The 15,411-nt window shown below is 55.3% G+C and carries 11 protein-coding genes; 7 read left to right on the top strand and 4 right to left on the bottom strand.

All coding sequences use genetic code 11. The annotated features are described in order from the left end of the window. The first annotated feature begins 143 nt into the window (after positions 1-143). The 4 genes from dmsA (at position 144) to B8P98_RS18620 (ending at position 5,499) form a co-directional block, all read left to right on the top strand. Positions 144-2,582, top strand: coding sequence for a dimethylsulfoxide reductase subunit A (dmsA, locus tag B8P98_RS18635; RefSeq protein ID WP_095033290.1), 2,439 nt, complete (start codon positions 144-146; stop codon positions 2,580-2,582). Between the two features lie 10 nt (positions 2,583-2,592). Further along, a complete protein-coding gene (locus tag B8P98_RS18630; protein WP_025712969.1) occupies positions 2,593-3,210 on the top strand; it encodes a DMSO/selenate family reductase complex B subunit in 618 nt (205 codons plus the stop codon). A 1-nt stretch (position 3,211) separates the two neighbouring features. Then, a complete protein-coding gene (locus B8P98_RS18625) occupies positions 3,212-4,075 on the top strand; it encodes a dimethyl sulfoxide reductase anchor subunit family protein (RefSeq protein ID WP_025712968.1) in 864 nt (287 codons plus the stop codon). A gap of 275 nt (positions 4,076-4,350) precedes the next feature. After that, entirely contained in the window at positions 4,351-5,499 is a 1,149-nt protein-coding gene (locus B8P98_RS18620) for an MFS transporter (protein ID WP_025712967.1), read from the top strand. 163 nt (positions 5,500-5,662) lie between these two features. Here B8P98_RS18620 and pflA read toward each other — a convergent pair whose 3' ends face one another. The 4 genes from pflA to ycaO all read right to left on the bottom strand — a co-directional run bounded on the left by pflA (position 5,663) and on the right by ycaO (position 11,933). After that, positions 5,663-6,403, bottom strand: coding sequence for a pyruvate formate lyase 1-activating protein (gene pflA, locus B8P98_RS18615; RefSeq protein WP_002898145.1), 741 nt, complete (start codon positions 6,401-6,403; stop codon positions 5,663-5,665). A 192-nt stretch (positions 6,404-6,595) separates the two neighbouring features. Further along, positions 6,596-8,878: a formate C-acetyltransferase gene (gene pflB, locus B8P98_RS18610; protein ID WP_025712966.1), complete on the bottom strand. Its 2,283-nt coding sequence runs from the start codon at positions 8,876-8,878 to the stop codon at positions 6,596-6,598. A gap of 51 nt (positions 8,879-8,929) precedes the next feature. Beyond that, positions 8,930-9,787, bottom strand: a complete 858-nt coding sequence (gene focA / locus B8P98_RS18605; protein ID WP_025712965.1) for a formate transporter FocA — start codon at positions 9,785-9,787, stop codon at positions 8,930-8,932. Between the two features lie 385 nt (positions 9,788-10,172). After that, positions 10,173-11,933 carry a 30S ribosomal protein S12 methylthiotransferase accessory factor YcaO gene (gene ycaO / locus B8P98_RS18600; protein WP_095033653.1) on the bottom strand — a complete coding sequence of 587 codons (1,761 nt, stop codon included), beginning with the start codon at positions 11,931-11,933 and terminating at the stop codon, positions 10,173-10,175. Positions 11,934-12,049: 116 nt separating this feature from the next. Between ycaO and B8P98_RS18595 the strand changes: the two genes are divergently transcribed. The 3 genes from B8P98_RS18595 (at position 12,050) to aroA (ending at position 15,376) form a co-directional block, all read left to right on the top strand. Beyond that, on the top strand, positions 12,050-12,742 hold the full coding sequence (locus tag B8P98_RS18595) for a DUF421 domain-containing protein (protein WP_080897561.1): 693 nt from the start codon (positions 12,050-12,052) through the stop codon (positions 12,740-12,742). A 188-nt stretch (positions 12,743-12,930) separates the two neighbouring features. Beyond that, on the top strand, positions 12,931-14,019 hold the full coding sequence (serC, locus tag B8P98_RS18590; RefSeq protein ID WP_025712962.1) for a 3-phosphoserine/phosphohydroxythreonine transaminase: 1,089 nt from the start codon (positions 12,931-12,933) through the stop codon (positions 14,017-14,019). 73 nt (positions 14,020-14,092) lie between these two features. Then, a complete protein-coding gene (aroA, locus tag B8P98_RS18585) occupies positions 14,093-15,376 on the top strand; it encodes a 3-phosphoshikimate 1-carboxyvinyltransferase (RefSeq protein ID WP_025712961.1) in 1,284 nt (427 codons plus the stop codon). Positions 15,377-15,411: the final 35 nt, after the last annotated feature.

The raw sequence follows: 15,411 nt of genomic DNA, 5'->3' as shown, positions 1-15,411 counted from the left end.
TACCGGGCAATAATCCATTCTACGAATGCAGTGATACTCCCTTTGGATTAAATCAGCATAAAAAACCAATAATATTTCAAAGCATTATATATATGACTATATAGCGCTTATCAGTTTATTGTGAGCAACCAAAGCGAGTATCCATGAAAATTAAAGCCCCCGATGCTTTACTGGCTGCTGAGGTAAGCCGCCGTGGTTTAATGAAAACCACGGCGATTGGCGGCCTGGCGCTGGCCAGCAACGCACTAACGTTACCCTTTACCCGGATGGCGCATGCCGCAGATACGCCTGCCCCGACCAGCGAGAAGGTGGTCTGGAGCGCCTGCACTGTCAACTGCGGTAGCCGCTGCCCGCTGCGTATGCACGTGGTGGATGATGCGATTAAGTACGTAGAAACCGATAATACCGGCGATGACAACTACGATGGCCTGCATCAGGTTCGCGCTTGTCTGCGCGGCCGCTCGATGCGCCGTCGTGTCTATAATCCGGATCGCCTGAAGTACCCGATGAAGCGCGTTGGTAAACGCGGTGAAGGGAAATTCGAGCAAATCAGCTGGGAAAAGGCCTTCGATATCATCGCCAGCACTACGCAGCGGCTGATTAAAGAGTACGGCAATGAATCTATCTATCTGAACTACGGCACCGGTACGCTCGGCGGGACGCTGACTCGTTCCTGGCCGCCGGGCAAAACGCTGATTGCCCGCCTGATGAACTGCTGCGGCGGCTATCTCAACCACTACGGCGATTACTCGTCAGCGCAGATTGCCGAGGGCCTCAATTATACCTACGGCGGCTGGGCCGACGGCAATAGCCCGTCGGATATTGAAAACAGCCAGCTGGTGGTGCTGTTCGGCAATAACCCCGGCGAAACGCGGATGAGCGGCGGCGGGGTGACCTACTACCTTGAGCAGGCGCGGCAGAAATCTAATGCCCGCATGATCATCATCGACCCGCGCTATACCGATACCGGCGCCGGGCGCGAAGATGAGTGGATCCCGATTCGCCCCGGTACCGATGCGGCGCTGGTATCGGGTCTGGCGTGGGTGATGATCACCGAGAATCTGGTCGATCAGCCGTTCCTTGATAAATACTGCGTGGGATACGACGAGAAAACTTTGCCCGCCGATGCGCCAGCCAATGGTCACTACAAAGCTTACATTCTTGGCCAGGGCGCTGATGGTATCGCCAAAACGCCGGAGTGGGCCTCGACGATTACCGGTATTCCGCGCGAACGCATTGTTAAACTGGCGCGCGAAATTGCCACCGCCAAACCGGCCTATATCAGCCAGGGCTGGGGCCCGCAGCGTCACGCCAACGGCGAAATCGCCACCCGGGCTATCTCGATGCTGGCTATCCTGACGGGTAACGTCGGGATCAACGGCGGCAACAGCGGCGCGCGCGAGGGCTCCTACAGCCTGCCGTTTGAGCGCATGCCGACGCTGGAGAATCCGGTTCAGACCAGCATCTCGATGTTTATGTGGACCGATGCGATTGAACGCGGTCCGGAAATGACCGCGTTGCGTGACGGGGTGCGTGGTAAAGATAAGCTCGACGTGCCGATCAAAATGATCTGGAACTATGCGGGCAACTGTCTGATCAACCAACACTCCGAGATCAACCGTACTCACGAGATCCTGCAGGACGACAAGAAGTGCGAGATGATTGTAGTCATCGACTGCCATATGACTTCGTCAGCGAAATACGCCGATATTCTGCTGCCGGACTGCACTGCCTCCGAGCAGATGGATTTCGCGCTGGATGCTTCCTGCGGCAACATGTCCTATGTCATCTTTGCCGATCAGGCCATCAAACCGCGTTTCGAATGCAAAACCATCTATGAGATGACCACCGAGCTGGCTAAGCGCCTCGGCGTGGAAGAGAAGTTTACTGAAGGCCGTACCCAGGAAGGGTGGATGCGCTATCTGTATGAGCAGTCGCGTAAAGCGATGCCCAACCTGCCGGATTTCGACACCTTCCGCCAGCAGGGCATTTATAAGCAGCGCGATCCGCAAGGACACCATGTGGCCTACAAAGCCTTCCGCGAGGATCCGCAGGCCAATCCGCTGACCACGCCGTCGGGCAAGATTGAAATCTATTCGCAGGCGCTGGCGAAAATCGCCGCCACCTGGGAACTGCCGGAAGGGGATGTCATCGATCCGTTGCCGATATACACCCCGGGCTTCGAAAACTATAACGACCCGCTGACGGCGAAATACCCGCTTCAGTTAACCGGCTTCCACTATAAATCGCGCGTTCACTCGACCTACGGCAACGTTGATGTGCTGAAGGCCGCCTGTCGGCAGGAGATGTGGATTAACCCCATCGACGCCCGCAAGCGCGGCATTGCCAACGGCGATCGCATTCGCATCTTCAACGACCGTGGTGAAGTGCATATCGAAGCGAAAGTAACGCCGCGCATGATGCCCGGCGTTGTCGCGCTGGGGGAAGGGGCCTGGTATAACCCGGACGCCTCGCGCGTGGATCAGGCGGGCAGCATTAATGTGCTGACTACCCAGCGTCCGTCGCCGCTGGCGAAGGGGAACCCGTCGCATACCAACCTCGTTCAGGTTGAGAAGCTGTAAGGAGTAACCGATGACAACTCAGTATGGATTTTTTATTGATTCCGCCCGTTGCACCGGTTGCAAGACCTGCGAACTGGCCTGTAAGGACTACAAGAACCTGACCCCGGAGGTCAGTTTCCGCCGCATCTATGAGTATGCCGGCGGTGACTGGCAGGAAGACAACGGTGTCTGGCAGCAGAACGTTTTTGCTTATTACCTCTCCATCGCCTGCAACCACTGCGAAGATCCGGCCTGTACCAAGGTTTGTCCGAGCGGCGCAATGCACAAGCGCGAAGATGGTTTTGTGGTGGTCAACGAAGATGTCTGTATTGGCTGCCGCTACTGCCATATGGCCTGTCCGTATGGCGCGCCGCAGTACAACGCCGACAAAGGCCATATGACCAAGTGCGATGGCTGCCATGAGCGCGTCGCCGAGGGGAAAAAACCGATCTGCGTCGAGTCCTGCCCGCTGCGGGCGCTCGATTTCGGTCCGATTGCCGAGCTGCGCGCAAAGCACGGCCAGCTGGCCGCGGTGGCGCCGCTGCCGTCGGCGCATTTCACCCGGCCGAGCATTGTGATCAAACCTAACGCCAATGCCCGGCCGTGTGGTGATACCACCGGTTACCTGGCGAATCCGAAGGAGGTGTGAGATGGGTAACGGATGGCATGAATGGCCGCTGATGATCTTTACAGTCTTTGGCCAGTGCGTCGTGGGCGGCTTTATCGTCCTGGCGCTGGCGCTGATGACGGGCAAACTTTCCCGTGAGCAGGAGCAGCGCGTCGTGGGGAGCATGTTCGGCCTGTGGGTATTGATGGGGATCGGTTTTGTTGCCTCGACGATGCATCTCGGTTCACCGCTACGGGCCTTTAACTCGCTCAATCGTGTGGGGGCTTCATCGCTGAGTAATGAAATAGCCAGCGGGGCGATCTTCTTCGCCGTCGGCGGAATTGGCTGGCTGCTGGCGGTGTTCAAAAAGTTGCCAGCCAGTTTGCGTAGCCTGTGGCTGGTGGTGACCATGGTGCTGGGCGTGATCTTCGTCTGGATGATGGTGCGGGTCTACAACACCATCGACACGGTGCCGACCTGGTACACCGTCTGGACGCCGCTGAGCTTCTTCCTGACGCTGTTTATCGGCGGTCCACTGTTGGGCTACCTGCTGCTGCGCGTCGCAGGTGTTGACGGTTGGGCGCTGCGCCTTCTGCCGGTGGTGACTTTGCTGGCGCTGCTGGTCAGTATGATTGTGGTGCTGATGCAGGGGAGTGAGCTCTCTACCATCCGCAGCTCAATCCAGCAGGCCTCCAGCCTGGTGCCAGATTACGGCGCGCTTATGGCCTGGCGCGTGGTGCTGTTGGCGCTGGCCCTGGCCTGCTGGTGTGTGCCGCAGCTTCGTGGGCGTAAACCGGCGGTTTCGCTGCTCGGCCTGGCCTTTGTTCTGGTGCTGGCGGGCGAGATGATTGGCCGCGGCGTATTCTATGGTCTGCATATGACCGTGGGGATGGCTGTCGCCAGTTAATCGGCGTCATCATGCCGGCGCAGGCGTGCCGGCATGATGAAAACGTGCTGTCGATAGATGAAATTTTTCGACTGTAATTAACGCCGGGATTTATTAATAAATTAAGAAAAACAACAGCGTATTATCTGTTGCCTCACCTTTCCCCCTTCTGTGGATAAAAAACTTCTATCGTGCCCTGCAAAACCGCGTCAGGCCTGATTTCAGGTGGATTGACAATGTTTTTAGCGGTGGCATGATGCGCTCGCGATCTGAACATTCCTCACGGTTTTTTACCCATGACCATCTATACCCGGCCAGTGCAAATGCTGCTCTGTGGCCTGCTTTTACTGACCCTGGCGATAGCGGTGCTGAATACGCTCGTCCCGCTCTGGCTCGCCCATGAAAATATGCCAACCTGGCAGGTCGGCATGGTGGGGTCATCCTATTTTACCGGCAACCTGGCCGGTACGTTGCTGGCTGGCTGGGTGATTAAACGCCTGGGGTTTAACCGCAGCTATTATCTTGCGTCGTTAATTTTCGCCGTCGGCTGCGTAGGGCTGGGGATCACCGTTGGCTTCTGGACGTGGCTAAGCTGGCGTTTTATCGCTGGTGTAGGTTGTGCAATGATCTGGGTGGTGGTGGAAAGCGCGCTGGTTTGCAGCGGGACTTCCCGCAGCCGTGGTCGCCTGCTGGCGGCATATATGATGGTCTATTATGTCGGAACGGTGCTGGGCCAGCTGATGGTCAGTAAATTACCCACCGATTTAATGAGCGTCCTGCCGTGGGTGACCGGGCTGGCGCTGGCGGCGATCCTGCCGCTGCTGTTTACCCGCATTATGGGGCAGGCTGAGGAGCCACATGAAACGGTACGTATCTGGCCGATGCTGAAGCTGCGCCAGGCGCGCCACGGGGTCAATGGCTGCATTATTTCGGGTATTGTCCTCGGTTCGCTGTATGGCCTGATGCCGCTGTGGCTGAACCATCAGGGCGTCAGCGACGCCGGTATCGGCTTCTGGATGGCGGTGATGGTTAGTGCGGGTATCCTCGGCCAGTGGCCGGTAGGGCGCCTGGCTGACCGCTATGGTCGCCTGCTGGTGCTGCGGGTGCAGGTTTTTGTAGTGATCATCGGCTGTCTGGCGATGCTTAGTCAGGCGGCAATGGCGCCGGCGCTGTTTGTGCTTGGGGCATCCGGTTTCACGCTGTATCCGGTGGCGATGGCCTGGGCCTGTGAGAAAGTGGAGCACCATCAGCTGGTGGCGATGAATCAGGCGCTGCTGATGAGCTATACCATCGGTAGTCTGCTGGGTCCGACTCTGACGGCGATGCTGATGCAGAACTTCTCCGACAACCTGCTGTTTATCATGATCGCCAGCGTGTCGTTTATCTATCTGCTGACGCTGCTGCGCAAAGCCGGACATCATCCGACGCCGGTGGCGCACGCATAACCATTCTGACGTGTAGCGAAGGCTGCACGTCAGCTGTTTCTATCGCATGCTTTCCACTGCAAAGACGGCATTGCGCTTTTCATGAGGATCAATGGCGGGGCTGGAACGATTTCCAGTGTCGCTTCGGGCCGGCGTAAGCGCACCACCGACCCTGATGAGGCTCTTAGTACATCACCTTGTGACCATACTGCTCAAGAATACCTTTCACCCGCTCCATGGTCTCTTTCTTCGGCGGGTGGACGCCGTCCAGCTTGTACTCTTCACCCATCGCCACCCATTTGTGTTTGCCCAGCTCATGGTAGGGCAGCAGCTCGATTTTCTCGACGTTGCCCATATCGCGGGTAAATTCGCCCAGACGATGCGCGGAGTCATCATCGTCTGACCACCCCGGAACCACGACGTAGCGGATCCAGACATTGATATTCTTTTTCGCCAGATACTGGGCAAACTCAAGGGTACGGTGGTTAGAAACGCCGACCAGGTTCTGGTGGATTTCATCGTTCATCTGCTTGAGATCCAACATCACCAGGTCAGTCACTTCCAGCAGCTCGTCGATAACCGGATCGTAGCGACGGACGAAGCCGTTGGTATCCAGACAGGTATGAATCCCTTCTTTTTTACAGGCGCGGAACCAGTCGCGAACAAACTCCGCCTGCAGGATCGCCTCGCCGCCCGACGCAGTAACGCCACCGCCGGAAGCGTTCATAAAGTGACGATAGGTCACCACCTCTTTCATTAACTCTTCAACGGTAATTTCTTTGCCGCCGTGGGTATCCCAGGTGTCACGGTTATGGCAGTACAGGCAGCGCATCAGGCAGCCCTGGAAAAAGGTAATAAAACGGATGCCCGGGCCATCGACGGTGCCACAGGATTCAAAGGAGTGAATGCGACCAATAACTGACATTGCGGTGTTTTCTCCAGATGTGGCCCATCCGGGGCCGTGTTGGTGCACAGCTCAGCGGCTGTGTCGAGTCTGTTTTGACAGGTACCCAAAGTATAGATAACTGGCAAAGCAGGCTGGGGCAGGGAAGCACTTGTTAAAAAGGCCCCACTGGTGTGGGGCCTTTATTGTACGCTTTTTCAGTCAGACTGGGAATTACATGGTCTGAGTGAAGGTACGGGTAATAACGTCCTGCTGCTGTTCTTTAGTCAGGGAGTTAAAACGTACAGCGTAGCCAGATACGCGGATGGTCAGCTGCGGATATTTTTCCGGGTTTTCCATCGCGTCGAGCAGCATTTCGCGGTTCATGACGTTCACGTTCAGGTGCTGACCACCTTCGATGGACGCTTCATGATGGAAGTAACCATCCATCAGGCCCGCCAGGTTGGTCTTACGAACTTCGTCATCTTTACCCAGCGCGTTCGGTACGATAGAGAAGGTATAAGAGATACCATCTTTCGCGTAAGCAAACGGCAGTTTAGCTACGGAGGTCAGAGAGGCAACAGCACCTTTCTGGTCACGGCCGTGCATTGGGTTAGCACCTGGTCCGAACGGCGCGCCAGCGCGACGACCGTCTGGGGTGTTACCGGTTTTCTTACCATACACGACGTTAGAGGTGATGGTCAGAACAGACTGAGTCGGGATAGCGTTACGGTAGGTGTGCAGTTTCTGAATTTTCTTCATGAAACGTTCAACCAGGTCAACGGCCATGTCATCGACGCGAGCATCGTTGTTACCAAACTGTGGGTATTCGCCTTCGATTTCGAAGTCGATAGCCAGACCGTCTTCATCACGAATCGGTTTAACTTTCGCATATTTGATAGCAGACAGGGAGTCAGCCGCAACGGACAGACCAGCGATACCACACGCCATGGTGCGGATAACGTCACGGTCGTGCAGCGCCATCAGAGAGGCTTCGTAGCTGTACTTGTCGTGCATGTAGTGGATGATGTTCAGGGCGGTGACATACTGTTTAGCCAGCCAGTCCATGAAGTGATCCATGCGTTCCATCACTTCGTCGAAGTTCAGGACGTCGCCTTTGATCGGCTCAGATTTCGGACCCACCTGCATTTTCAGTTTTTCATCCACGCCGCCGTTGATAGCGTACAGCATGGTTTTCGCGAGGTTAGCGCGAGCACCGAAGAACTGCATTTGCTTACCAACAACCATCGGGCTGACGCAGCATGCGATAGCGTAGTCGTCGTTGTTGAAGTCCGGACGCATCAGGTCATCGTTCTCATACTGCAGAGAAGAGGTATCGATGGACACTTTCGCGGCGAATTTCTTGAAGCTCAGCGGCAGTTTTTCAGACCACAGGATGGTGATGTTCGGCTCCGGAGACGGCCCCATGGTGTACAGGGTGTTCAGGAAGCGGAAGCTGTTTTTGGTGACCAGAGTACGGCCATCAACGCCCATACCACCGATGGATTCGGTTGCCCAAATCGGGTCGCCGGAGAACAGTTCATCATATTCCGGGGTACGCAGGAAGCGAACCATACGCAGTTTCATGACCAGGTGGTCAACCATTTCCTGCGCGTCTTGCTCGGTGATTTTACCAGCCTGCAGGTCACGTTCGATGTAGATATCCAGGAAGCTGGAGGTACGACCGAAGGACATTGCTGCGCCGTTCTGAGATTTAACGGCAGCCAGGTAACCGAAGTAGGTCCACTGGATTGCTTCCTGAGCGGTAGTCGCCGGGCCGGAGATGTCGTAGCCATATTTAGCTGCCATCTCTTTGATCTGGCCCAGTGCGCGGTGCTGTTCAGCGATTTCTTCGCGCAGACGAATGGTTGCTTCCAGATCTTCGCCGCTTTCCAGTTTCGCCTGCAGAGAGTTGAACTGGGCGAATTTGTCTTTCATCAGGAAGTCGATACCGTACAGCGCAACGCGACGGTAGTCACCGATGATACGACCACGGCCGTAAGCATCCGGCAGACCGGTCAGCACGCCGGATTTACGGCAGCGCAGGATGTCCGGGGTATAGACATCGAAAACACCCTGGTTGTGGGTTTTACGGTATTCAGTGAAGATTTTTTTCAGCATCGGGTCCAGCTCGCGATTGTACGCTTTGCAGGAACCTTCAACCATTTTGATACCACCGAACGGGATGATCGCACGTTTCAGCGGTGCTTCGGTCTGCAGACCAACGATTTTTTCCAGACCTTTCTCGATGTAGCCTGCGTCGTGAGAGGTAATAGTGGAAGCGAGGGCTGTGTCGAAATCAACAGGCGCGTGAGTGCGGTTTTCCTGTTTTACACCTTCCATTACGCTGTCCCACAGCTTGGTGGTCGCTTCAGTCGCGCCAGCCAGGAAGGATTCGTCACCTTCATATGGGGTGTAGTTTTTCTGAATAAAGTCACGGACGTTGACTTCATTCTGCCAGTCACCTTTCGCAAAACCTTCCCAGGCTGTGGCTAACTTTTCATTAAGCTCGGACATGTAACACCTACCTTCTTAAGTGGATTTTTTATTTACTGCCTGAAACAACCCTTAGTGATGGTCGTTGCCACGCAGGTAAATGACCCAGTATGTCAACCCGACCAGCAGACCCCCGCCGATAATGTTCCCGATGGTTACCGGAATCAGGTTATCAGTGATGAAGTTCATAACGGTCAGGTGAGAGAAACTTTCCGGAGTTGAACCGACCGCGGTCCAGAATTCCGGGCTCGCAAAATCGCGGATTACGATACCCATCGGGATCATAAACATGTTGGCGATGCTGTGCTCAAAGCCGCTGGCAACAAACATCGCTACCGGCAGGACCATGATCATCGCTTTATCCATCAGGCTACGACCGGAATAGCTCATCCATACGGCGAGACAAACCATCAGGTTAGCGAGGATACCGAGGCACACTGCCTCCACAAAAGTATGGTGCATTTTGTGGTCAGCGGTTTGCAGGACGTTTAGCCCCCAACCGCCGTTGGCAGTCATATATTCGCCGGATAACCACATCAGCAGCACAAACAGCAGCGCGCCTACCAGGTTACCAAAATAGACGTTGAGCCAGTTTTTTGCCAGTTGCCCCCAGGTAATTCGACCGCTGGCTTTCGCCACCACGATCAACACTGTAGAGGTAAAGAGGTCAGCGCCGCAGATAACACACAGAATCAGACCCAGGGAAAAACAGACCCCACCAATAAGCTTGGCAATCCCATAAGGCATCGCGGCAGTGCCGGTGGTCGCGGTGATATAGAATACGAAAGCGATAGAGATGAAAACGCCAGCGGTGATCGCCAGATAAAAGGTCTTCATCGGATGCTTCGTTGCTTTATAGACACCTGCTTCTTCGGCGACTTTCGCCATCGCGGCAGGGAGCAAAAGATCAAAAGGGTTGTCAGCTTTCACACTAACTCTCTCTTTATATAAGTTGGCGGTGAGATACTAACAAAGCATTATAGAAGGGAAATTGATATAGATCATATCACACCGGAACTATAAGCCTTTTTAGTGTGTGGTTTTTGCTTTTATATGCATTAACCATATGAATTATAAGTGAAAAATAAATTTTAAAATTTATAAATTATGTTGAAAATTTTCATTTTTGTCCGGATTTTTGCGTTAATTATAATGGAGTATATTAATTGAATTTAACAATTGGTAAATGAAATAAAACCAATATTTACCATTAATTAACTTTGCAACTACAAATTTTAGGAGCCATTTTACCAGGATAAAACAACGGAGCCGCGAAGGGCTCCGTTTTTGGCAACACCAACGGCGTCATTGGAGCTTATTTTGCCCAGAAAGCCGCTTTTGCCCGCTGCAGTTTTTCATAAGCCTTTAGCAGCGACTGATGGGCCGGGAAGGCCTGCAGATCGCTATCGACAGCCTGAAGGCCATAGAATGGCGCTTCGCCGCTCAGCGCCGCGCTGGCGGCTTCGACCGCGTCGGCACCGTACATGCGGATGAATGCGTTCAGGTATTGCAGCGGCTGACGCTCCTCTTCCTGGCTCAGTAGCAGCAGAGTTTGCAGGCAGCGATAGTAGTTGGCTCGTTCCGCACTGAAGACCGATGCGTTGAATTCCATGGTCCACTCGGTCCAGATCAGCGCCTGTTCCAGATCGCCGCCGGCCAGCGCCAGCATAGCTTTTAGCTCGCCAACGCGCAGGGTATGCCAGCCGTTGTCTTTCCCGGTGGCGAGACCCAATAGTTCGCGAACGCGGGTGAAGTCATCCAGACCTTCATCGTCCATCTGCTCGATCAGCGCCAGATAATCTTCTTTTTCCCACTCGCTGCCCGGCAGAGACAGAATGGTTTCGCGCAGATGAGCGCCCATGCTGTTGTTCGCCAGCCACAGATCTTCCGCCGGATAAATATCCGACATCCCCGGGACGATGATACGGCAGGCGTAAACGCCCAGGTGCTCATAGTCGGCGATGTACACTTCTTTATCTTCGGCCTTGAAGATGGCCATCAGAGTAGCGAACTCTTCTTCGGTGGTGCCGGAGAAGCTCCAGTCAACGAACGGATAGTCGGCATCCTGCTTGAACATATCCCAGGAGATCAGGCCGCTGGAGTCGATGAAGTGGGTTTCGAGGTTAGCGTGTTCGGCGACTTCTTCATCGTCGAAGGTCGGCGGCGTAAAGACGTCGAGGTCTTTCAGGCTGCGGCCCTGCAGCAGTTCTGTGACCGTACGCTCCAGCGCCACGCCGAAGTCCGGGTGGGCGCCAAAAGAGGCGAAGCAGGTGCCGTTAGCTGGGTTAAACAGCACGACGCAGATAACCGGATATTTACCACCCAGCGAGCCATCGTAGGCAAAAATTGGGAAACCTTCGGCTTCCAGTTTAGCGATCGACTCTACGACGCCTGGATAGCGCGCCATCACTTCCGCCGGGATCTCCGGCAGGCTGATGCTTTCGGCGATGATGCGGTTTTTAATGTGACGTTCAAAGACCTCAGACAGACCCTGCACTCGCGCTTCGTTACGGGTGTTTCCTGCGGACATGCCGTTGGAAACGTACAGGTTACCGACAATATTCATCGGAATATAAACCGTTTCACCGTCGGACTGGCGGGTAAAGGGCAGGCCGCACACGCCGCGCTCATCGTTCCCGGACTGCAGATCCACCAGCATGCTGGCCGTCAGTTGATCGTCTGGATCGTAGAAGGCGCGCAGGCGGGTATCCAGCAAACCTTCCGGTACTTCGTCATCTTCAGTCAGCGGGAACCACTTTTCGTTCGGGTAATGAACAAACGGGCCGTTAGCGATGGTGTCGCCTAACCAGAAGTCGGCGAAAAAATAGTTGGTGGACAGACGTTCGAAATATTCGCCCAGCGCGGAGGCCAGGGCTGCCTTTTTGGTGGCGCCTTTACCGTTGGTAAAGCACAGCGCGCACGCTTTATCGCGAATGTGAACGGACCACACGTGCGGCACCGGGTTCAGCCACGAGGCCTCTTCGATATCAAATCCGAGGTCGAGCAATTTTTGCTGGAAGCGAGCGATGGAATCTTCCAGGGCGGCATCTTTGCCGGGAATAAACGTTTGGGTCATGGCGATCACTTTTGTCGTACGGAAAGCGCGCAATGATACGGCTTTTATCTGACAGGTGCTATCTCCATCATCTGGCTATGCTTAGAGGCATCTTATGACCCACAGGGAGATGATTGATGAAAGCCTTTGACTGGCAGCGGATGGCGCTCGATAAAGTGCCGGTGGAATTCCTGGCCGAGGTGGCGTTACGCAGCCTCTACACCTTCGTTCTGGTTTTTATATTCCTCAAAATTACCGGACGACGCGGGGTGCGGCAGATGTCGCTGTTTGAGGTGCTGATTATTCTGACCCTCGGCTCGGCGGCGGGTGACGTGGCGTTTTATGATGATGTACCGTTGCTGCCAGTGCTGGTGGTTTTTATCACGCTGGCGCTGCTGTATCGCGGCATTATGTGGTTGATGGGGCACAGCGAAAAGCTGGAGGATCTGCTGGAAGGTAAACCTATCGTGGTGGTGGAGGAGGGGCAACTGGCCTGGGAGAAGCTGCATGCGGAAAACGTGACCGAATTTGAGTTTTTTATGGAGCTGCGGGTCAACAGCGTCGAGCAACTTGGCCAGGTGCGGCTGGCGATCCTTGAAACCAACGGACAGATCAGCGTCTTTTATTATCCCGATGAAGAGGTGAGAGCCGGGTTATCGATCCTTCCTGCGCACTGCACCACCCGCTACACGACCATTCCGCAAGAGGGGATCTATGCCTGCGTGCGCTGCAGCATGGTGATGGCGATGCAGGCGGGTGAAAAGCGAATATGTGCACGCTGTGCAAATGCAGAATGGTCGAAGGCCAGCCGAGCGAAACGGCTCACCTGACAGCAAATATGTCGGTTTTATTACGTCAAGCCGATAGATTCTGTTGTGTGACGGCGGCCGCGTTTTGCTGTCGGCGAGTTTTAGCCATTGCGGACCGTGTCACTGAATGATAAAACCGATAGCCACAGGAATAACTTATGCCCGCGGCGGTTCGCGGGCAAAACAACATAGCAACGTGGTGAGGGGAAATGGCTCAGGTCTATAACTTCAGTTCGGGCCCGGCAATGCTGCCGGCGGAAGTACTCAAACTGGCTCAGCAGGAACTGTGCGACTGGCACGGTCTGGGTACGTCGGTCATGGAGATCAGTCACCGTGGTAAGGAGTTTATCCAGGTGGCAGAAGAGGCAGAACAGGATTTTCGCGCTCTGCTGAACATCCCTTCCAACTATAAAGTGTTGTTCTGCCACGGCGGTGGCCGCGGCCAGTTCTCCGGGATCCCGCTGAACATCCTCGGTGATAAAAACGTCGCGGACTATGTGGACGCCGGCTACTGGGCGGCCAGTGCGGTTAAAGAGGCGAAGAAATACTGTTCACCAAACGTTATCGACGCGAAAATCACCGTCGACGGCAAGCGCGCTGTGACGCCGATGAGCGAATGGCAACTGACCCCGGGGGCAGCCTATCTGCATTACTGCCCGAACGAAACCATTGACGGTATCGCGATTGATGAGACGCCGAATTTCGGCGACGACGTCATCGTAACCGCCGATTTCTCCTCCACCATTCTGTCCCGCGAAATTGACGTTAACCGTTTCGGCGTTATCTACGCCGGCGCACAGAAGAATATCGGCCCGGCGGGGCTGACGCTGGTCATCGTGCGTGAAGATCTGCTGGGCAAAGCCAGTGTGGCCTGCCCGTCAATTCTTGACTACACCGTGTTAAGCGAGAACGACTCGATGTTTAACACGCCGCCGACGTTCGCCTGGTATCTGGCTGGTCTGGTCTTTAAGTGGCTGAAACAGCAGGGCGGCGTTGCCGCGATGGATAAAATCAACCAGCAGAAAGCCGAACTGCTGTATGGCGTTATCGATAACAGCGGCTTCTACCGTAACGATGTGGCGCAGGCCAACCGCTCACGCATGAACGTGCCGTTCCAGCTGGCGGACAGCGCGCTGGACAAACTGTTCCTCGAAGAGTCGTTTGCAGCCGGGCTGCACGCGCTGAAGGGCCACCGCGTGGTGGGCGGCATGCGTGCTTCCATCTACAACGCCATGCCGCTGGACGGCGTGAAGGCGTTAACCGACTTTATGCTGGACTTCGAACGACGCCACGGTTAATCGCCTGTTTATTTCTTCCTCCCCGCGGCCTGTCTGCGGGGTTTTTATTCTGTTTGTTTGAGAGTGAAGTTTGATGGAATCCCTGACGTTACAACCCATCGCACGCGTAGAGGGCACCGTGAACCTGCCAGGTTCGAAAAGCGTCTCCAACCGCGCGCTGCTGCTGGCTGCTCTGGCCCGCGGCACGACGGTGCTGACCAACCTGCTGGACAGCGACGATGTGCGCCATATGCTGAATGCCCTGAGTGCGCTGGGGGTTCAATACACCCTGTCTGCCGACCGCACCCGTTGCGAAGTGACCGGCAACGGCGGCCCGCTGCGTTCTGCTGCGGCGCTGGAACTATTCCTCGGCAACGCCGGTACCGCGATGCGTCCGCTGGCGGCGGCCCTGTGCCTTGGCAGCAATGATATTGTGCTGACCGGCGAGCCGCGGATGAAAGAGCGCCCGATCGGCCATCTGGTGGACGCCTTGCGTCAGGGCGGCGCTCAGATCGACTATCTTGAGCAGGAAAATTATCCACCGCTGCGCCTGCGCGGCGGTTTTCAGGGCGGGAACGTCGAGGTTGACGGCAGCGTCTCCAGCCAGTTCCTGACCGCGCTGCTGATGACCGCGCCGCTGGCACCGCAGGATACTCTCATCGCCATTAAGGGCGATCTGGTATCGAAACCCTACATCGATATTACGCTGCATCTGATGAAAACCTTTGGCGTTGAGGTGGACAATCAGTCTTATCAGCGGTTTGTGGTACGCGGCAATCAACAGTATCAGTCGCCGGGAGATTACCTGGTGGAAGGTGATGCCTCATCGGCCTCGTATTTCCTCGCCGCTGGCGCTATTAAGGGCGGTACGGTGAAAGTTACTGGTATTGGCCGCAACAGCGTACAGGGCGACATTCGTTTCGCCGACGTACTGGAGAAAATGGGCGCTACTGTCACCTGGGGCGACGATTTCATCGCCTGTACCCACGGCGAGCTCAAGGCTGTCGATATGGATATGAACCATATCCCGGACGCTGCGATGACCATCGCCACCGCCGCGCTGTTCGCGCAAGGGACCACTACCCTGCGCAATATCTACAACTGGCGGGTCAAGGAGACGGACCGTCTGTTCGCCATGGCGACCGAACTGCGTAAAGTAGGCGCCGAGGTGGAAGAGGGCGAAGATTATATTCGCATCACCCCGCCAGCGGCGCTGAAATATGCGGAAATTGGCACCTATAATGACCACCGGATGGCGATGTGCTTCTCGCTGGTGGCACTGTCTGATACACCGGTGACCATCCTTGATCCTAAATGTACGGCCAAAACGTTCCCTGACTATTTTGAGCAGCTGGCGCGGATCAGTACCCTCGCCTGAGTAAAACTTTGTCATCCCGCGGGCTGATGTCCTGT

This window comes from Klebsiella quasivariicola, from assembly GCF_002269255.1.
Taxonomy (GTDB): Bacteria; Pseudomonadota; Gammaproteobacteria; order Enterobacterales; family Enterobacteriaceae; genus Klebsiella; species Klebsiella quasivariicola.
Note: the sequence above shows the minus strand (reverse complement) of the source record. Positions and strands in the feature narration are given on the sequence as shown.